Source organism: Leifsonia tongyongensis (genome assembly GCF_010686705.1).
GTDB lineage: Bacteria > Actinomycetota > Actinomycetes > Actinomycetales > Microbacteriaceae > Diaminobutyricibacter > Diaminobutyricibacter tongyongensis.
In genome coordinates this window covers 24,168-41,626 of the sequence record NZ_JAAGWY010000006.1, presented here as the reverse complement: position 1 = coordinate 41,626, position 17,459 = coordinate 24,168, and the positions used below count along the sequence as shown (strand labels likewise).

The 17,459-nt window shown below is 67.2% G+C and carries 17 protein-coding genes; 10 read left to right on the top strand and 7 right to left on the bottom strand.

Annotation, left to right across the window (positions count from 1 at the left end; all coding sequences use genetic code 11):
- Nucleotides 1–5: 5 nt before the first annotated feature.
- Nucleotides 6–437: a tRNA adenosine(34) deaminase TadA gene (tadA, locus tag G3T36_RS19250; protein ID WP_193571400.1), complete on the bottom strand. Its 432-nt coding sequence runs from the start codon at nt 435–437 to the stop codon at nt 6–8.
- A gap of 89 nt (nt 438–526) precedes the next feature.
- Between tadA and upp the strand changes: the two genes are divergently transcribed.
- Nucleotides 527–1,159, top strand: coding sequence for a uracil phosphoribosyltransferase (gene upp, locus G3T36_RS19245; protein ID WP_163291497.1), 633 nt, complete (start codon nt 527–529; stop codon nt 1,157–1,159).
- Nucleotides 1,160–1,529: 370 nt separating this feature from the next.
- Nucleotides 1,530–2,279, top strand: coding sequence for a winged helix-turn-helix domain-containing protein (locus G3T36_RS19240; protein WP_163291496.1), 750 nt, complete (start codon nt 1,530–1,532; stop codon nt 2,277–2,279).
- 85 nt (nt 2,280–2,364) lie between these two features.
- Here the strand turns inward: G3T36_RS19240 and G3T36_RS19235 are convergent, their stop codons facing one another.
- The 4 genes from G3T36_RS19235 to G3T36_RS19220 all read right to left on the bottom strand — a co-directional run bounded on the left by G3T36_RS19235 (nt 2,365) and on the right by G3T36_RS19220 (nt 5,623).
- Complete coding sequence (locus G3T36_RS19235; RefSeq protein WP_163291495.1) at nt 2,365–3,144, bottom strand: ABC transporter permease; 780 nt, start codon at nt 3,142–3,144, stop codon at nt 2,365–2,367.
- Nucleotides 3,141–4,145 (bottom strand): ATP-binding cassette domain-containing protein, encoded by a 1,005-nt coding sequence (locus tag G3T36_RS19230; protein WP_163291494.1) that lies wholly within the window; start codon nt 4,143–4,145, stop codon nt 3,141–3,143. Before G3T36_RS19230 ends, G3T36_RS19235 begins: the two co-directional genes overlap by 4 nt.
- A 172-nt stretch (nt 4,146–4,317) precedes the next feature.
- Entirely contained in the window at nt 4,318–5,244 is a 927-nt protein-coding gene (locus tag G3T36_RS19225; protein ID WP_163291493.1) for a permease prefix domain 1-containing protein, read from the bottom strand.
- Complete coding sequence (locus G3T36_RS19220) at nt 5,237–5,623, bottom strand: PadR family transcriptional regulator (protein ID WP_163291531.1); 387 nt, start codon at nt 5,621–5,623, stop codon at nt 5,237–5,239. Before G3T36_RS19220 ends, G3T36_RS19225 begins: the two co-directional genes overlap by 8 nt.
- A 380-nt stretch (nt 5,624–6,003) precedes the next feature.
- On the opposite strand from G3T36_RS19220, the gene G3T36_RS19215 reads away from it, so the two are divergent.
- From G3T36_RS19215 to G3T36_RS19205, 3 genes are all read left to right on the top strand, one after another.
- The gene (locus tag G3T36_RS19215) at nt 6,004–6,438 is read left to right on the top strand and encodes a MarR family winged helix-turn-helix transcriptional regulator (RefSeq protein WP_193571394.1); all 435 of its coding nucleotides are present in this window, start codon (nt 6,004–6,006) and stop codon (nt 6,436–6,438) included.
- Nucleotides 6,439–6,511: 73 nt separating this feature from the next.
- Nucleotides 6,512–8,815 (top strand): transglycosylase domain-containing protein, encoded by a 2,304-nt coding sequence (locus G3T36_RS19210; protein WP_163291491.1) that lies wholly within the window; start codon nt 6,512–6,514, stop codon nt 8,813–8,815.
- Nucleotides 8,816–8,878: 63 nt separating this feature from the next.
- The gene (locus G3T36_RS19205) at nt 8,879–9,463 is read left to right on the top strand and encodes a TetR/AcrR family transcriptional regulator (RefSeq protein ID WP_163291490.1); all 585 of its coding nucleotides are present in this window, start codon (nt 8,879–8,881) and stop codon (nt 9,461–9,463) included.
- A 17-nt stretch (nt 9,464–9,480) separates the two neighbouring features.
- On the opposite strand, the gene G3T36_RS19200 is transcribed toward G3T36_RS19205, so the two are convergent.
- A complete protein-coding gene (locus G3T36_RS19200) occupies nt 9,481–11,247 on the bottom strand; it encodes a glycoside hydrolase family 13 protein (protein ID WP_163291489.1) in 1,767 nt (588 codons plus the stop codon).
- Nucleotides 11,248–11,271: 24 nt separating this feature from the next.
- On the opposite strand from G3T36_RS19200, the gene G3T36_RS19195 reads away from it, so the two are divergent.
- Nucleotides 11,272–11,916 (top strand): DUF2461 domain-containing protein, encoded by a 645-nt coding sequence (locus G3T36_RS19195; protein WP_163291488.1) that lies wholly within the window; start codon nt 11,272–11,274, stop codon nt 11,914–11,916.
- 27 nt (nt 11,917–11,943) lie between these two features.
- Nucleotides 11,944–14,124 carry a S9 family peptidase gene (locus G3T36_RS19190; RefSeq protein ID WP_163291487.1) on the top strand — a complete coding sequence of 727 codons (2,181 nt, stop codon included), beginning with the start codon at nt 11,944–11,946 and terminating at the stop codon, nt 14,122–14,124.
- 6 nt (nt 14,125–14,130) lie between these two features.
- On the opposite strand, the gene G3T36_RS19185 is transcribed toward G3T36_RS19190, so the two are convergent.
- The gene (locus G3T36_RS19185; RefSeq protein ID WP_163291486.1) at nt 14,131–14,955 is read right to left on the bottom strand and encodes an aldo/keto reductase; all 825 of its coding nucleotides are present in this window, start codon (nt 14,953–14,955) and stop codon (nt 14,131–14,133) included.
- A 134-nt stretch (nt 14,956–15,089) separates the two neighbouring features.
- Between G3T36_RS19185 and G3T36_RS19180 the strand changes: the two genes are divergently transcribed.
- The 3 genes from G3T36_RS19180 (at nt 15,090) to G3T36_RS19170 (ending at nt 17,457) form a co-directional block, all read left to right on the top strand.
- The gene (locus G3T36_RS19180) at nt 15,090–15,374 is read left to right on the top strand and encodes a Fe-S cluster assembly protein HesB (protein ID WP_163291485.1); all 285 of its coding nucleotides are present in this window, start codon (nt 15,090–15,092) and stop codon (nt 15,372–15,374) included.
- A gap of 128 nt (nt 15,375–15,502) precedes the next feature.
- The gene (locus G3T36_RS19175; RefSeq protein ID WP_163291484.1) at nt 15,503–16,957 is read left to right on the top strand and encodes a purine-cytosine permease family protein; all 1,455 of its coding nucleotides are present in this window, start codon (nt 15,503–15,505) and stop codon (nt 16,955–16,957) included.
- Nucleotides 16,954–17,457 (top strand): nucleoside deaminase, encoded by a 504-nt coding sequence (locus G3T36_RS19170; protein ID WP_240148677.1) that lies wholly within the window; start codon nt 16,954–16,956, stop codon nt 17,455–17,457. The genes G3T36_RS19175 and G3T36_RS19170 overlap by 4 nt, the downstream gene beginning before the upstream one ends.
- The last annotated feature ends 2 nt before the right edge of the window (nt 17,458–17,459 follow it).

The window sequence follows — 17,459 nt, the reverse complement described above, 5'->3', positions numbered from 1 at the left end:
CGAGCTCAGCGCTTCGCGACGAAGAAGTCGTACAGGAGTTCGCCGCACGCCTCGGCCTCGACCCCGGCGAACACTTCGACCCGGTGGTTGAGCCGACGGTCGCGGAGCACGTCGTACACCGACCCGGCCGCGCCGGCCTTCTCGTCCCATGCGCCGAACACCACCCGGGGCACCCTCGCGGCGAGAATCGCCCCGGCGCACATCACGCACGGTTCGAGGGTGACCACGAGGGTGCATCCCTCGAGGTGCCAGTCGTCGCGCGCTGCCGCAGCCTCGCGCAGGGCGAGGACCTCGGCATGCGCCGTGGGATCGTGGCGCAGCTCGCGCTCGTTGCGGCCGGTCCCGATGACGCGGCCGTCCGCATCCACGACGAGAGCCGCGACCGGCACATCGCCGGTGTCCAGTGCTCGCCTCGCCTCGGCTATCGCCTTGCGCATCAACGCGTCGAATCCGGCGGGGGCAGCCAGGGCCACTCGTCTCCTCCGTTCGCCGGGCGCTCATCGCGGCAGTCCGATAGATTGAGCCTATGCGAGTCCACGTTGCAGACCACCCCTTGATCACCCACAAACTGACGGTGCTCCGCAACAAGAACACCCCGTCTGTGATCTTCCGGGCCCTGACCGAGGAGCTCGTGACACTGCTCGCGTACGAGGCGACCCGTGCGGTGCGCGTGGAGCCCGTCGACATCGAGACGCCCGTCACCTCGACCACCGGTGTGACCCTGAGCCAGCCGAAACCGCTGGTCGTCCCGATCCTGCGCGCCGGTCTCGGGATGCTCGAAGGCATGGTGAGACTGATGCCGAGCGCCGAGGTCGGCTTCCTCGGCATGGTCCGCAACGAGGAGACCCTCGAACCGACCACCTATGCCGAGCGGCTGCCGGAGGACCTCTCCGACCGCCAGTGCTTCGTGCTCGACCCGATGCTCGCGACCGGCGGCTCTCTCGGAACCGCGATCGAGTTCCTCTTCAAGCGCGGCGCGGTCGATGTGACCGCCATCTGCCTCCTCGCGGCGCCGGAGGGCCTCGCAGCTCTCGAGAAGGCGACGGAGGGGCGCGACGTCACGATCGTCCTCGGCGCCCTGGACGAACGCCTCAACGAGCACGGCTACATCGTTCCCGGCCTCGGTGACGCCGGCGACCGCCTGTACGGAACGGTCTGAAACATTCCGTAATGATTTGACATCACGAGTCATTCTCCGTTTTACTAGCCAGCATGACTCACGATTCGCGTACCCTGACCTCCTTCGAGGCCCCTGGGGATGCCGGCATGATGATGCCCGGCCGCGACGCTGTCATGTGTTGCCGAATGTGTCGCTGATCTGACGACCCTTCGCCGAGTCCCGACGCCGCCGACCTACTGAGTCGTTTACGGCCGCGGACTCCCCGGATGCCCCACACCCGCATCCGATACCGGCCGATCTGAGGCCCGACACAACACACGAATCCCTGGCACAGCCGTATCCCTTTTCGGCACTGGACCACCCAGACTGCGACGGATTCACCGCATCATCACCCCAAAGGATTCCTCCCATGTCTCTCGCAACCGTCGAAACCGCTCCGTACACCCCTGCCCGTCGCCTCACCACCACGGCAGCATCCGCTGCTCCTGCCGCATCCGCTCCCGGTGCATCCGCTCCTGGCGCTGCCGCCGCGCAGAAGATCCGGGCCGTCCCCAACGGCACCGAAGCCCGCGGATTCGTTCTCTACGTCGGAATCGACGAGGCGAAGGCCGCTGCGGCGGGCACCGACCTGGGCCGCATCGTCGAGGCACTCAAGCGCCTCACCGCCGAGCTCGCGCCGGCCGCCGAGACCTACGCCGCCGTCGCCCTCGCCCCCGAGGGCGCAGGCGGACGTGACGTGGATGTGGTCCGCCTCGCACTCCAAGACCCTGCGGCGATCGCCAAGCACCGCCACGTTGCCGACGAGGAAGACGAGGATCGCGCATCCGGCGGCGTCGTCGTGGACATCTCGCGCAAGCGCCTGGTGCTCGACAATCAGCCTGCCGCCCTCACCTACAAGGAGTTCGAGCTGCTGCAGTACCTGGTGCTGCGCGAGGGACGCACGATCGAGCGCGCGGAACTCATCGCATCCCTGTGGAGCGCGGCGGACGACGAGGTCCCGAACGAGCGGACCATCGACGTGCACGTGCGCCGACTTCGTGCGAAGCTCGGCCGCTACGAAGACATCGTCCGCACCGTGCGCGGCGTCGGCTACCGGTTCGACCGTCACGCCGACGTCTCGATCCGCCACGCGAGCGCGCCCAGCCCCGACCTGTTCTAGGGAGATTGGTTGCCAGAGAATTCGCTTCAGCTGAACTTGAAACCGAATTCGTGGCAACCAATCTCCTCTGGGCGCCGCGCGCGGCTTATGCCGAGCGCTGGTAGACGCGGAACGCGCTCGTGGCGAGCGCGGCCATCACCACGGTGAGCGCCGAGAGAAATCCGAGGTGCACCCAGATCGTGGCCCAGTCGGGGCTCGCGCTGAGCGCCTCGCGCCCGACGACCACCGCCCATTCGAACGGGTTGTACTTCGCGACGGTCTGCACCCATTCCGGCGACAGTTCGGTGTTCATGATCGCCGAGCTCAGGAACATGAGCGGCAGCGTGATGAGCTGCGAGATCCCGATGAGCACCGTCTGCTCGCGTGCGAGCAGCGCCGCCGCGTTCGAGAGCGAACAGAAGATCGCCGTGAGGAGCACGACCGCGAGCAGCAGGATCAGTATGCCCGCGAGCCCGCCCGAGAACCGCGCGCCGGCGAGCCAGGCGATCCCGATCACGATCAGGCTCTGCACGATCGCGAGGATCGACTGGTAGACGAGACTCGAGACGATCATCGCCGGACGACTCGTCGGCGACGTGAGGAAGCGGTCCATCACTCCGCGCTGCATGTCCTGGATGTACACCGTGCCCGACCACGCGCTGCCGAACAGCGCCATCATCATGACGATGCCGGGCGTGAGGAACTCGAGGTAGCTCTGCCCCGTGCCGAAGCCGGGGATCTCGACGACCGACTTGAAGAGCTGCCCGAAGAGCAGCAACCAGATCACGGGCTGCACGAGGTTCATGACGAGGAAGGCCGGGAACCGGCTGAACGCTCGCAGCATCCGCCCGGTCAGGATGAACGTGTGGGTGAGTGCGATGGTCATGATGCGTTCTCCAGTGCGTGGTTCTGTGCCTTGCTGAGGGTGCGGCCGGTGTGCCGCAGGTACACGTCGTCCAGGCTGGGGCGGGCGACGGTGGCGGATGCGACCGGGAGCCCGGCCAGCTCGAGGGCGGCGAGCGCCTGTGGAAGCGTCGCCGCACCGAGGTCGGCCCTGGCACGAATGGTGCGTCCGTCGGCTCCGATCTCGCGCAGCGCCTCCACATTGGCGAGGGCGGCGAGGGCGTACGCCGGGTCGCTGTCTGGGGCCAGTTCGATGATGACGGCGTCTCCCCGCAGGCCGTTCTTCAGCTCTTCCGGCGTGCCACGCGCGACGACGGTGCCGTGGTCGACGATCGCGAGCCGGGCGGCGAGCCGGTCCGCCTCTTCGAGGTAGTGGGTGGTGAGCAGCACGGTCATGTTCTCGATCCGGGTCATCTTCTCGATCTCGGCCCAGAGCTCCGCGCGGGCTTCCGGATCGAGCCCGGTGGTGGGTTCGTCGAGGAACAGCACCTGCGGCCGGTTCATCAGGCCGATCGCGACGTCCAGCTTGCGGGCCATGCCGCCCGAGTAGGTCTTCACCTGGCGGTCGGCCGCGTCACCGAGCCCGAAACGGTCGAGCAGTTCGGCCGCCCGAGCGCGAGCATCCGGTGCACTCAGTCCCTGGAGGCGGCCCGCGAGAACGAGGTTCTCCCTGCCCGTGTCGACGGGGTCGGACACCGGTTTCTGTGCGACGAAGCCGATCGCCTTGCGGACCCGGGCCGGATGCCGACTCACGTCGATCCCGGCCACGGTCGCCCTCCCGGCGTCGGCTTTCGCCAGCGTCGAGAGGATCTTGATGGTCGTCGACTTGCCCGCGCCGTTGGGTCCGAGCAAGCCGAACACCGTTCCCGCGTCGGCGGCGAAGCTTAGGCCGTCGAGCGCGCGGATGGGCGGCTTGCCTCGCCCTGTGGAGTATGTCTTCACGAGACCGTCGGCTTCGAGGGCCGGCGTTGTGTTGATCGCCATGGTGGCGTCCTTCCTTTCGGTGGAAGCCGTGACGCCCGGACTGCGCAGTACCATAGCGGTGGACCCTCGGTGACTGTTGACGCAGGTTCCGTTCGCGGAACGGCTGGGGTTGTGGTGGCTCGGATGTTGGCGCATCCGGGCCACCGTCTTTTTCTGTTACGACTACGGCAGTTCAGTTCCGGCGTGAGCCGAAGAGCATCTGGGCGAGCACGAGCAGCATGGCCACGAACCCGCCCAGCAGCGCGAGCCACGACCAGAGCCAGCCGACCGTGAAGCTCAGCACCACGAAGACGGCGAGTGCGACGATCCAGATGACGGCGGTGTAGATGCCGAAGCGGGCGGCCGACTCGGGTTCCTCCTCGAAGCGGTTCGGCACCGTCAGTTCGCGCTGCGCCTGCCGCACCCACGCTTTGTGGCGATTGGTCTGAGTCGCGCCGAGGAAGGCGAAGAGCACGATGCCGGCCACCAGGCCGACTGCGGCGAAGACGATCCCCCACAGCGGAAGAGCGCCGACGGCGACGAGCCCCGCGAAACCGAGCCCGTAGAGCGACAGGAAGGATGCGAGCGCATAGCCGCCTGCGCGGCCCCTGGGCATGGGATGGTTCGCCGTTGTCTCCTGGATGAGCGAGTCGCCGACGATCAGGCCTACCGCGGCGGCGCCGATGCCGAGCAGCAGGATGGTGACGCCCACCGGAACCGGGAGCACGCCGGTCGCGCCCACGCCGCCCAGCACGAGGCCTGCCGTCGCGACGATCGACTCGATGACGACGCGCACGACGAATGCGGGCTTCGGGCGCACCCTGGCCAGCCGGACGGCCGCGCTCTGGGAGCCCGAGACGGTCGCCGGCCTCGCGCCGGACGCGCCGACCGACTCGCTCACGAGTTCGTGCAGATCACCGAGCTCGTCGACGGCCTGCTGCGCAGCATCCACGGGGCTGACGCCCGCAGCCTCGAGGTCGGCGACGCGCGCCATGAGGTTCGCGCGCACCTCCTCTTTGAGATCCTGGGTCTCCGGCGTCATGTCGATGCCGGCGAAGGCCTCGTCGAGGAGCCGGTGGACGTCGCCGCCACGGGGGCGGGGAGAAGTGTTGTCAGCCATTCTTCGTGTCCTTCACGTCGAGGAGGTTGTCGATGATGCGCCGGGTCGCGACCCAGGCCGCGACGTTGCCGCGGTAGACCGCGCGGCCGGCGTCGGTGATGCGGTAGTACTTGCGCCGGCCGCCCTGGGTCTCGTCGCCCCAGTAGGACTCGACGAGGCCGTCCTTCTCGAGCCGACGATAGGTGGCGTAGAGGGTCGCTTCTTTGATCTCGTGCTCGCCGCCGGTCGCATCGCGGATGGCCTTGTAGATCTCGAAGCCGTACTGCTCGCTGCGACGGAGGATGCCGAGCACGATCGTGTCGGTGTGGCCGCGCAGCAGATCGGCGGCGAAGGCGTTGTTCTCGCCCGTCGCTCCCGTCGCGGCATCCGGTATGTTCATCACGACAGGTACTGTATCACGCACAGTACTTGATCACAACTATTCGGCGGCAAAGCCCGTCGCTATCCGCCCCAAAGGAAATTCGCAGAAAAATAACGAACTGGTAACTAGCGGTCGTTACCTCTTCGTTATATAGTCGAAGAGCGTTAGTTGTTTGCTGTGGCAGCCAACGCGGAATGTGATTGCAGGACACTCTTGGTGCAAGGGAGAGGGCCGGCCGCTAGCCTCTGCGGCCGGCCCTCAATCTGTCTCCCGGCACCTGTCCCCGGCGCTGTGGCTGGCGCTGTCTCCCGCAATCCGCCTCCCGGCCCCGAACTGCTGGCACAATCGATGCATCCGCATCGATAATGGTGCCGGGGGTTCGATCAGGGGAGGCGGCCATGAGCCGACGGGTCAATGCGGTAACCGCGTGGGAATCGTTGTTCCGGGCGCAGGTCGCCGTCATGCGCACCCTCGCTGCAGAATTCCCCACCAGGGACATCTCGTTCAACGAGTACGACGTGATGTTCAACCTGACCCGCCAGCCCAACCGCGAGCTGCGCCTCCGCGACCTCAACAAGCACGTGCTCCTCACCCAGCCGAGCGTGAGCCGGCTGGTCGACCGCCTCGTCTCGCGCGGCTTCGTCGCCAAATGCCCGGAGCCGAACGATGCGCGCGGAACGATCATCCGCCTCACCGACGAGGGGTACGACATGTTCCGCAGCGTCGCCGTCGAACACATGAAGACCATCGTTGCCCGCGTGGGCGGGCGCCTCGACCAGGACGAACTCGAACAGCTCACTGAACTCTGCGACAAGCTGCGCGCCGGCGACTGACCCCTCGTGCGAGGTGCGCGAGCACCGGCGATCTCACGGTTCCGTCCAGAGGTGCGACGCGTATCATGGCGCCATGAAGTCTCCGGAACGTACACGTTGGGGCGTGGCCGGAGCGGCAGTGGGCTTCCTTGCGCTGAGTATCGTCGCAGGAATTCTCGCAGCGGCCGCCGTCACGCCCGCCGTCGCACTCACCGGCACTGCAGCCGACGACACCATCGGGGTGTTCGACGGTCTGCCCGAATACATCAAGGTCGAGCCGCTGGCGCAGGCGTCGACGATGTACGCCACGAGGGCCGGCAAGGAGGTGCCGATCGCCACCTTCTACTCGCAGAACCGCGTCGAAGTCGGCTGGGACGACATCGCCCAGGTCATGAAGGATGCAGCCATCGCGACCGAGGATCCGCGGTTCTACGACCATGGCGGCATCGACGTGACCGGTACCATCCGCGGCGCACTGCTGACCGCGCTCCACAAGGACGTGCAGGGCGGCTCGTCGATCACGCAGCAGTACGTGAAGAACATCCTCGTCCAGCGCTGCGAGACCAAACAGGTCGACGTGACCGCCACCGCGGCTGTGCAGAAGAAGCAGCTGGCGGCCTACCAGGCGTGCTACTACGACGCAACGCAGGTCGACCCGGTTCGCAAGCTCAAGGAGATGCGGTACGCGATCGGGCTCGAGAAGGAGTACAGCAAGAACCAGATCCTGCAGAGCTACCTGAACATCGCGCTGTTCGGCGGACGGGTCTACGGAGTGCAGTCCGCGGCCGCGTACTACTTCGGTGTCTCTGCGAAAACTCTCAACCTTCAGCAGGCCGCCACGCTGGTCGCGATCCTGAACAATCCGGACAACCTGCGCATCGACAGGCCGGCCAGCACCGACAACGGTGCGAAGAACGGCTACGCCCTCACGCTCGAGCGTCGCAACTACGTTCTCGACAGGATGCTGACGAACGGGAAGATCACGAAGGCGCAGCACGACGCGGCGGTCGCGACCAAGATCCAGCCGAAGATCACGCCCGTCCAGAACGGGTGCATGACCGCTCAGGCGTACAGCGCGGCCTTCTTCTGCGACTACGTGCAGCGCATCATCCAGCAGGACCCGATCTTCGGAGCCACGGCGGATGCACGCACCCTGTTCCTCAACCGGGGGGGCCTCAAGATCTACACGACCCTGAACCTCGACCTGCAGGCGGTGTCGCAGCACGCACTCAGCAGCTACATCCCGCCGACCAGCCCGAATCTCGACCTGGGAGCATCCAACGTGTCGACCGAGGTCGGGACAGGCCGCGTGATCACGATGGTGCAGAACAGGGCCTACGACAACACGGCGACCCCGGCGCCGGGGTCGACAGCCGTGAACTACAACACGGACTACGCGTACGGCGGCTCGGAGGGGTTCCAGACCGGATCGTCGTACAAGGCGTACGACCTGCTCGAATGGCTGAGAGAAGGGCACTCGCTCTACGAGGTCATCGACGCGTCGCACCACACCTTCCCGCAGACGTCGTTCCATGAGAGCGACCCGTGCAACGACATCGGCGGCGCGCCCTGGCAGGTCGCCAACGACGAGGGCGAGTCCGTCTCACGCATCAATGTGATGAACGCGACAGCCCAGTCGGTGAACTCCGCGTTCGCCATGATGGCGACGAAGCTCGACCTGTGCGGCATCAAGCAGGGGGCGCAGGCGCTCGGCGTGCACGGCGCCGACGAGCAGGCGAACCCGTACATGGCGAACCCGTCGTCGGTGCTCGGCACGAACTACATCGCGCCGCTGACCATGGCGACGGCGTACGCGGGCATCGCGAACCACGGGGTCGCGTGCAGCCCGGTCGCGATCGACAAGATCGTGGCCGCCGACGGCACCCTCCACGCCGTGCCCAAGACCAAGTGCAACACGACCAATCCGATCGACCCCGGGGTCGCGGCGGCTGCGATCTTCGCACTTCAGGGCGTGCTGCAGGGCGGAGGCACGGCCGCCTCGGCGAACCCCGGTGACGGCATCCCGATCTTCGGCAAGACCGGCACGACGGACAACTCCCAAGAGAACTGGCTGGTGACGTCGACCACGAAGATCGCGCAGGCCACCTGGGTCGGCAACGTGCAGGGCAACGTCGCCCTTCGCAGCCAGACCTTCCAGGGCGTCGGCGGTGGCAACGTGAAGTTCTCGATCGTGAAACCGATCGCCGCTGCGCTGAATGCGGCTTACGGCGGCGGGGCGTTCCCGCCCGTCGACGGCAAGTACCTGAGCCGGCCGGCACCGCCGAGGGCACCCGCTCCGGCAGCGCCCGCACCTCAGCAGGGGGCCGGAAACGGCGGCGGCAATCAGGGCCCCGGCGGCGGCGGCCCGGGCGGTGGTGGCGGCAAACCGAAGCACTGACCCGCGCCGCGCGGGCGCGACCCGCGATCATCGACTCGGTATTGTCTCGCCTATTGTTGTCACGTGGGCCGAACACCTGATCCGAATAGAAAACCAGAGCTGCTTGCGCAGATCCTCGATCACGTCGCTACTGAGCCGCTGTCGAGGATGACCTTCCGGTCCCTGGCGAGCGCGCTCGGCGTCAGCACGTACTCGTTCGTGTACCACTTCGGCTCACGCCGCGAGATGATCGACGCCATCCTCGAAGAGAGTGTGCGGCTCCAGAACGAGGTGCTCGAGGGCGTGGACGTGCTCGCATTCGACCGCGAGCAGCTGACCGCTTGGTACAAGGAGTCGTTCCGCTACTCGCTGCGCGACGCCAACCGCACGGGCCTCCGCCTGCAGTTCGAGGCGGGAGCGCTCGAGGCCGTCGACCCTGACATCGGCAAGCGCATGACCGATTCGTTCGCGAGCTGGCTCGCGCTCCTCGACAACTGGCTCATCGACCACGGTGTCGAGGCCGACCGGGCGAGCACGCTCGCCAACTGGATCTCGGACACGACGCTCGGCCTCCACTTCGGCTACCTGATGACGGGCGACCGCGAGCGCACGATCGCGGCGTTCGACGTGTTCATCGAAGCGTTCATGCGGGAGGCCCTGGACCGCTGAGCCGGCGGGCTGGGTGGCTAGATGGCGCGGGCGAAGACCTGGGCCTGCCAGGGGGCGAGGCGTCCGTCGACCGCGGGCGCCGCGTCCGGAAGGTTGCCGAGCACCGGCTCGGCTCCCTCCCACCCCGGCACGGCTGCTACGTCGTACTCGGCGGCGGAACTGCTCAGGTTCGCCAGGACGAGCAGCTGCCTGTCACCGAGCGTGCGGCTGAACGCGAAGACCGTCGGATGCTCGGACAGCACCAACTCGAAGGTTCCGTGCGACACCACCCGGTCGCTGTGCCGCAAGGCGATGAGCCCCCGGTAGTACGCGAACACCGAGTTAGGGTCCCCGCGTTGCGCGGCGGCGTTGATCCTCGTGGAGTTCGGGTTGACGGCGATCCACGGTGAACCTGTCGTGAAGCCGGCATGGGGTGCATCCGACCACTGCACCGGGGTGCGGGCATTATCACGGCTGGTCCTGCGCAGGGCGGCGAGCACGACATCCGCCCGCTCGCCCTTCACGCCGACCGCCTCGGCGTAGTGGTTCAGCGACTCGATGTCGCGGAAGTCCTGGATGCCCTCGAACGGCACGTTCGTCATCCCGAGCTCTTCACCCTGGTAGATGTACGGGGTCCCGCGCTGCAGGTGCAGCACCGTCGCGAGAGCTGTCGCCGACTCGCGCCAGAAGGTACCGTCGTCGCCGAAACGGCTGACCACGCGTGGCTGGTCGTGGTTGTCCCAGTACAGGCTGTTCCAGCCCGACCGCGCCAGGCCCTCCTGCCACCGCGCGAACGATCGCTTCAGGTCGAGCACGCTGGCCTCCCGCGGGTCCCATTTGCCGCCCGGACCGTAATCGAGACCGACGTGTTCGAACTGGAAGACCATGTCGACTTCGGCCCGGGCCGGGTCGGTGAAGAGCTGCGCATCCGCCACAGTCACCCCCGGCATCTCACCGACGGTCAGGTATTGGCCGGTTCGGCCGACGAAGACGCGCTCGTTCATCTCGTGGAGGAACTCGTGGATGCGCGGCCCCTGCCCGTAGAACGGGTAGCCGTCCCCATACAGCGCGCCGGGCGGCACGACGCCGTCGGGCAGGTCGGGGTGCTTGGAGATCAGGTTGATGACGTCCATCCGGAACCCGTCGACGCCCCGGTCGAGCCACCAGTTCATCATGTCGTAGACGGCGCCGCGCACGGCCGGGTTCTCCCAGTTGAGGTCGGGCTGCTTGCGCGAGAAAAGGTGCAGGTAGTACTCCCCCGACCGTTGGTCGAACTGCCAGGCAGAGCCCGAGAAGAAGGACCCCCAGTTGTTCGGCTCGGCGCCCGGGAGCCCGCCGACCATACCCGGACGCGGAGGGCGCCACCAGTACCAGTCGCGTTTCGGGCTGTCCGGCCCGCTCGCGGACTCGACGAACCACGGATGCTCATCCGAGGTGTGGTTCACGACGAGGTCCATGACGAGCTTCATGCCACGGCGGTGGAGGTCGGCGAGCAGTTCGTCGAAATCATCGAACGTTCCGAAAAGCGGATCGATCGCCCGGTAGTCACTGATGTCGTAGCCGTTGTCGTCGTGCGGCGACGCGTAGATGGGTGAGAGCCAGATGACATCGACGCCGAGGGCCTCGAGATGATCGAGGTGCTGGATGACCCCCTGCAGGTCGCCGATCCCGTCGCCGGTCGCGTCCGCGAAACTGCGCGGGTACACCTGGTAGACGACGGCGGAACGCCACCACTGGTCGCCGGTCGGGGTCGGGTGCTGCTCCGGATGCGCGTCCAGCCCGGTTTCGGTGCTCGTCTCCGTCATGGGTCCCAGAGTATTCTCACTGGCATGGGATTCGAAGGCTGGCCCGACGCCGCGCTCGACTTCTACCGAGGTCTCGAGGTGGACAACTCCAAGGCGTACTGGACAGCGCACAAAGACAGCTACGAGCGTGACGTGCTCGCGCCGATGCAGGCGCTCGTCGACGAGCTGGCGCCCGAGTTCGGTGAGGCCAAGATCTTCCGGCCGTACCGGGACATCCGGTTCAGTGCGGACAAGTCGCCATACAAAACGGCGATCGGGGCACTGCTCGGCGGGGGTGGCTATGTCCACTTCTCCGCATCCGGGCTGGGCGCCGGGGCCGGATGCCACACCATGGCGCCCGACCAGCTGGCGCGTTACCGCACCGCCGTCGCCGACGACGAACTCGGCGAGGAACTCGAAGAGGCCATCGCGACGGTCAAGGCGCGCGACATCCAGATCACCGTGCACGAGAGCCTCGCGTCGGCTCCGCGCGGGTTTCCGAAGGATCATCCGCGCGCGGAGCTCCTCCGCAACAAAGACCTTTCGGCGTGGCGCGAATGGAAGCCGGCACCGTGGCTGAATACGCCGCAGGCGGCCGACCGGATCATCGGTTTCCTGCACGACAGCCGTCCGCTCACCGAATGGCTCGACGCGAACGTCGGAGCGACGACGCAGCAGCGGAGCCGCTGACGGGTGACCGCCGGTAGCCTGAGAGACATGCTCACGCCACCTGCCGTCGCCAAGAAACCGATCGAGCGCATCCATCACGGCGATGTGTACGTCGACGACTACGAGTGGCTGCGCGACAAGGACGACCCGGCCGTGCTCGCACACCTGGCCGAGGAGAACGCGTACACCAACGCCCGCACCGAGCACCTGTCGTCGCTGCGCGAGCAGATCTTCGACGAGATCAAGAGCCGGACTCTCGAGACCGACCTGAGCGTTCCGACCCGCGAAGGCGACTGGTGGTACTACACCCGCACGGTCGAGGGCAGGCAGTACGGCATCCACTGCCGGGTCTCGGTGGCGGATGCGGACGACTGGGAGCCTCCTGTCATCGACGATGCGTCGAAGGCGACCGGTCTGCCTGGTGAGCAGATCCTGCTGGACGACAACGTCGAGGCCGAAGGGCACGACTTCTATTCGCTCGGCAGCTTCGACGTGAGCGCGGACGGCACCCGGCTGCTCTACGGCGTCGACACCGAGGGCGACGAACGCTACACGGTGCGCATCCGCTCGCTCACCGACGATGGAGTCGTGTTCCCCGACCGCATCGAGGGTACGGCGGGCGGCGCGCTGTTCGACCCGAGCGGGAGCTACGTCTTCTACACGACCGTCGACGACGCCTGGCGCTCCGACACCGTCTGGCGGCACACGGTCGGCACCGCACCCACGGCGGACGCGGAAGGCGCGACCGACGACGACTCGCGCACCGACGACTCGAGCACCGACGAGCGGATCTTCTACGAGGCCGACGAGAAGTACGCGGTGGGCGTCGGGCTCACCCGCAGCCGCGCCTTCCTGGTCATCGAGGCCGGGTCGAACATCACGAGCGAGACCTGGCTGCTGCCGTCGAGCGATCCCACCGGCGAGTTCACCGTCGTCTGGCCGCGTCGCGAGGGCATCGAGTACGACGTCGAGCATGCCGTCGTCGCGGGCGTCGATCGCCTGCTCATCGTGCACAACGAGAACGCCGTCAACTTCGAACTCATCAGCGTGACGGCGAGCGACCCTCAAGGTCACCGCCGGATGCTCATCCCGCACAGCCCGCAGGTGCGCATCGAAGGGGTCGACGCGTTCCGCGACTTCGTCGCCGTCGAATACCGGCGCGACGGACTCACGCGGGTCGCAGTCGCTGCCATCCCGCACGAGGGCGGCTCCAGCGACGACCGCCTGCATGAGCTGACGTTCGATGAAGAGCTCTTCACGGTCGGGACGGGAGGCAACCCGGAATGGACCCAGCCGACGCTGCGGCTCGGGTACGGCAGCTTCGTCACGCCCTGGACGGTCTACGACTACGTCGTCGCCACCGGCGAACTGCGGATGCGCAAACAGCAGCCGGTTCTCGGCGAGTTCGATCGCGAACTCTTCGTGCAGCGACGCGAGTGGGCGACGGCGGCCGACGGAACGCGCATCCCGATCTCGCTGGTGTACCGGAGCGACCTCGTCTCGACCGACACGCCTGCGCCACTCCTGCTCTACGGCTACGGCTCGTACGAGGCGAGCATGGATCCGACCTTCGGCATCGCGCGACTGAGCCTGCTCGACCGCGGCATCATCTTCGCCATCGCCCATGTGCGCGGCGGCGGCGAGCTCGGCCGCCCCTGGTACGAGAACGGCAAACTGCTGCGCAAACGCAACACCTTCACCGATTTCGTGGAGTGCGCTCGCCACCTCATCGACACGGGCATCACCAGCCCCGACCGACTCGTCGCCCAGGGAGGCAGCGCGGGCGGCCTGCTCATGGGTGCGGTCGCCAACATGGCGCCGAAGTATTTCGCGGGCATCCTGGCGGAGGTCCCGTTCGTCGACCCGCTGACGACGATCCTCGATCCTTCACTGCCGCTGACCGTCACCGAATGGGACGAGTGGGGCGACCCGTTGCACGACCCCGAGGTGTACGCGTACATGCGTTCGTACTCGCCGCTCGAGAACGTGCACGCGACGCACTACCCGCGGATCCTGGCCGTCACCAGCCTGAATGACACCCGCGTCTACTTCGTCGAACCGGCGAAATGGGTCGCGAAGCTCCGCGAGGTGGGGGCGGATGCGCTCCTCAAGACCGAGATGGCAGCAGGGCACGGCGGGGTGTCGGGACGGTACAACGCGTGGCGGGAGCGCGCGTTCTCGTACGCGTGGGTGGTGGATGCGCTTGGTGCGCATCCGACCGGCGAATAGCGCGGGTCAGCCGAGGTCGTCGGGGTCCTTGCCGGTGCGATAGCCGGAGTCGAGGGTCGCGATGACGGCGAGGTCGTCGTCATCGAGCATGAAACTGAACACGTCGAAGTTCTCGCGGATGCGCGCGGGCGTCTGCGACTTCGGGATGACGACGTTGCCGAGCTGCAGGTGCCAGCGGATCACGACCTGGGCCGGCGAGACACGGTGCTTCGCGGCGATGCGGGCGAGCGGCTCGTTGTCGAGGATGCGGCCGCGGGCGAGCGGAGACCACGCTTCGGTGACGATGCCGTGCGTAGCGTCGTACGCGCGCGCATCCCGTTGCTGGAGCCACGGGTGCAGCTCGATCTGGTTGAGGGCCGGGATTGTCGCGGTCTCGCGGGCGAGCCGCTCCAGGTGGTGGATGTGGAAGTTCGCGACCCCGATCGAACGGGCACGACCGTCGGCGCGCACCCTCTCGAGGGCCCGCCAGGTGTCGACGTAGTGGTCGTGTTGCGGTGCCGGCCAATGAATCAGGTAGAGGTCGACGTAGTCGAATCCGAGCCGCTCCAGGCTCTCGTCGAACGACCGGAGAGTGCTGTCGTGGCCATTGTCGGTCCACCAGACTTTGGTCGTGACGTAGACGTCTTCCCGCGGCAGACCACTGCGCCGCACGCCGTCCCCGACGCCGCGCTCGTTCTCATAGAAGGCAGCCGTGTCGAGGTGGCGGTACCCGGTCTCGAGGGCGAACTCGACCGCATCCGCCGCCAGATCGTCCGCGATCTTGTACACGCCGAAGCCCAGTTGCGGGATGGTGTTGCCGTCGTTGAGTTCGATCGCTGGGACGTCGGCCATGCCTCCATTCTGCACGCGCGGGCCGCCTGTCGCTCGAGTGTGGGAACTCGCTGGCAATCGGGCGCGCGGGGTTGAACCGCCGCCGCAGGTGGGGAATCGTTGCTGACTCCTGAACGCCAACCGGAAGGAAGAGCATGCTCACCCTGACTGAGAACGCGAGCACGATCGTCAAGACCCTGGCCGAACAGGCCGTCGGCGCAGAAGACGCCGGACTGCGCATCAGCAGCACCAACCCCGAGAACACCGCGTTCTCTGTGGGGGTCGCCGCCGAGCCCGAACCGGCCGACCAGGTCGTCGAGAGCGACGGCGCGCGGGTGTTCCTCGAGCCGGGCGCGGCCCTCGCACTGGACGACAAGGTCCTGGATGCGGCACTCGATGACCGCGGCTCGGTCAGCTTCGCCCTCGGGCTGGCCGACTGACAGTTGCCGAGGGCGCGGGCGGGTGGCAGAAGTTGTGTACACCCCGTCCGCGCCCTCCTGTGTAAATGTCTTGTGAAATCCGTGGCCCGAGGTACTGCTGAGGCCCGGACGACCCTATAGTTCCCAACATGACCAATGCCCCGGCGACAGACGCCCTCCACGCCACCGCACCTCGCAGCAGCGCCGCGACCATCGAGTCCGGTGGCATCGAGGCGATCCCTCTCGACAGGCGCCACGGCTCGCCGTGGCAGCTGCTGGCGACCTGGACGGCGCCGAACCTCGAGTTCGCGACCATCTTCGTCGGTGTCCTCGCCATTGCGATCTTCAAACTCGATTTCTGGAACGCGATGATCGCGCTCGCGTTCGGCACGGCGCTCGGAGCGCTCACACAGGGAATCCTGTCCACCTGGGGTCCGCGCGAGGGACTCGCCCAGATGGTCATCGGGCGAACCGCCTTCGGCAGCCGCGGCAACATCCTGCCGAGCGCGCTCAACACCGTCATGGCCGGTCTCGGCTGGTTCGCTGTCAACTCGGTCAGCGGAGCGTTCGCTCTCGCGACCCTCACCGGCATGTCGACGGTGCTGGCCCTCCTCATCGTCGTGGTGATCGAGGTCGCCGTCGCGTTCATCGGCCACGACCTGGTGCAGGTGTTCGAGCGCTACGCGAGCTACGTGCTCGGTGCGATCTTCCTGGTGGCGACGATCACGATCTTCCTGCACGCGAACCTCGCTGGTCCCGTCAAGGGCGGCGGCTTCAGCTTCGCGGGCTTCACGCTCACCGCGGCCGCCGCCTTCGGGTACGCCGCAGGCTGGAACCCGTACGCCTCCGACTACAGCCGCTACCTGCCCGCGAACACGAGCGCGAAGGCCATCGGCTGGGCTGCGGGACTCGGCAACTTCATCAGCTGCATCGTCCTCATGGCGGCCGGCGCTGCCGCTGCGACGATCGCCGGCTTCAACCTCGACGACCCGACGACCTCGTTCACGGCGACCATGCCGACGGTCATCCGCGACCTGACCCTTCTCGCGATCGCGATCGGGGCGATCGCCGCGAACGCCCTCAACATCTACTCGGGCGCGATGTCGTTCCTGGCTGCCGGCATCAAGATCCCGTTCCGGCTCCGGCGCGCGATCGTCGCTCTCGGGTTCGGGGTCCTCGGCTTCTTCATCGCCTGGGCCGCGCTTGCCGACGCGGGCACCAAGTACGAGAACTTCCTGCTGGTGATCGCCTACTGGATCGCGCCCTGGCTCGGCATCGTGCTCACCGACCGCCTGCTGCGCCGCGGAACGGAGATCGCCAGCATTGTTCCCGACCACGCGAAGTACCGCAACCCGGCCGGAGCCATCTCGCTCGTCGTCGCGGGCATCGTCTCCATCGGTCTGTTCTCCAACCAGGTCTTCTATACCGGCCTCGTCGTCCAGGCCGCTCCGCAGATCGGCGACCTCACCCCCCTGGTCGGCTTCGTCGTCGCCGGGGTGCTGTACTGGGTGCTCTTCCGGGCGTTCCGGGTGAGGCTCGGGGCGCCGTTCTCGGGAGCGCCGACCGTCGTGGTCGGCGTCGACGCGGCGGACGACGTGGCATGACCGGCCCGAACATGAACGACACAGCCGGGCGCTTCACCCCATCCGAGATGCTGTATCCGACGGATGCCGAGAAGCTGGCCATCGCGGCCGAAGAGGCGCGGCTCGGCGGCGACGAGGGCGGCATCCCGATCGGCGCGGCCCTGTTCACCGCAGACGGTCGCCTGCTCGGCCGCGGCCACAACCGCCGCGTGCAGGACGGTGACGCGTCCATGCACGCCGAGACGAACGCCTTCCGCAACGCCGGACGCCAGCGCAGCTATCGCGACACCGTCATGGTGACCACGTTGTCGCCCTGCTGGTACTGCTCCGGGCTGGTTCGCCAGTTCGGGATCGGGCGGGTCATCGTCGGCGACGACCTCACCTTCCGCGGCGGCCAGGAGTGGCTGGCCGAGAACGGCGTGGAGGTCACGGTGGTCAACGATCCCCTCCTGATCGAGCGGATGCGCGCCTTCACCGAAGCCAACCCCGACCTCTGGAACGAGGACATCGGCGAGGACTGACC

Bases quoted from the DNA above. Each gene is read 5' to 3' on its own strand.
- G3T36_RS19200 (WP_163291489.1), bottom strand. From the start codon at position 11,247: ATGACGGAGACGAGCACCGAAACCGGGCTGGACGCGCATCCGGAGCAG.
- G3T36_RS19230 (WP_163291494.1), bottom strand. From the start codon at position 4,145: ATGGCGATCAACACAACGCCGGCCCTCGAAGCCGACGGTCTCGTGAAG.
- G3T36_RS19210 (WP_163291491.1), top strand. From the start codon at position 6,512: ATGAAGTCTCCGGAACGTACACGTTGGGGCGTGGCCGGAGCGGCAGTG.
- G3T36_RS19215 (WP_193571394.1), top strand. From the start codon at position 6,004: ATGAGCCGACGGGTCAATGCGGTAACCGCGTGGGAATCGTTGTTCCGG.
- G3T36_RS19225 (WP_163291493.1), bottom strand. From the start codon at position 5,244: ATGGCTGACAACACTTCTCCCCGCCCCCGTGGCGGCGACGTCCACCGG.
- G3T36_RS19240 (WP_163291496.1), top strand. From the start codon at position 1,530: ATGTCTCTCGCAACCGTCGAAACCGCTCCGTACACCCCTGCCCGTCGC.
- G3T36_RS19175 (WP_163291484.1), top strand. From the start codon at position 15,503: ATGACCAATGCCCCGGCGACAGACGCCCTCCACGCCACCGCACCTCGC.
- G3T36_RS19235 (WP_163291495.1), bottom strand. From the start codon at position 3,144: ATGACCATCGCACTCACCCACACGTTCATCCTGACCGGGCGGATGCTG.
- G3T36_RS19180 (WP_163291485.1), top strand. From the start codon at position 15,090: ATGCTCACCCTGACTGAGAACGCGAGCACGATCGTCAAGACCCTGGCC.
- G3T36_RS19190 (WP_163291487.1), top strand. From the start codon at position 11,944: ATGCTCACGCCACCTGCCGTCGCCAAGAAACCGATCGAGCGCATCCAT.
- G3T36_RS19195 (WP_163291488.1), top strand. From the start codon at position 11,272: ATGGGATTCGAAGGCTGGCCCGACGCCGCGCTCGACTTCTACCGAGGT.
- tadA (WP_193571400.1), bottom strand. From the start codon at position 437: ATGCGCAAGGCGATAGCCGAGGCGAGGCGAGCACTGGACACCGGCGAT.
- G3T36_RS19170 (WP_240148677.1), top strand. From the start codon at position 16,954: ATGACCGGCCCGAACATGAACGACACAGCCGGGCGCTTCACCCCATCC.
- upp (WP_163291497.1), top strand. From the start codon at position 527: ATGCGAGTCCACGTTGCAGACCACCCCTTGATCACCCACAAACTGACG.
- G3T36_RS19220 (WP_163291531.1), bottom strand. From the start codon at position 5,623: ATGAACATACCGGATGCCGCGACGGGAGCGACGGGCGAGAACAACGCC.
- G3T36_RS19185 (WP_163291486.1), bottom strand. From the start codon at position 14,955: ATGGCCGACGTCCCAGCGATCGAACTCAACGACGGCAACACCATCCCG.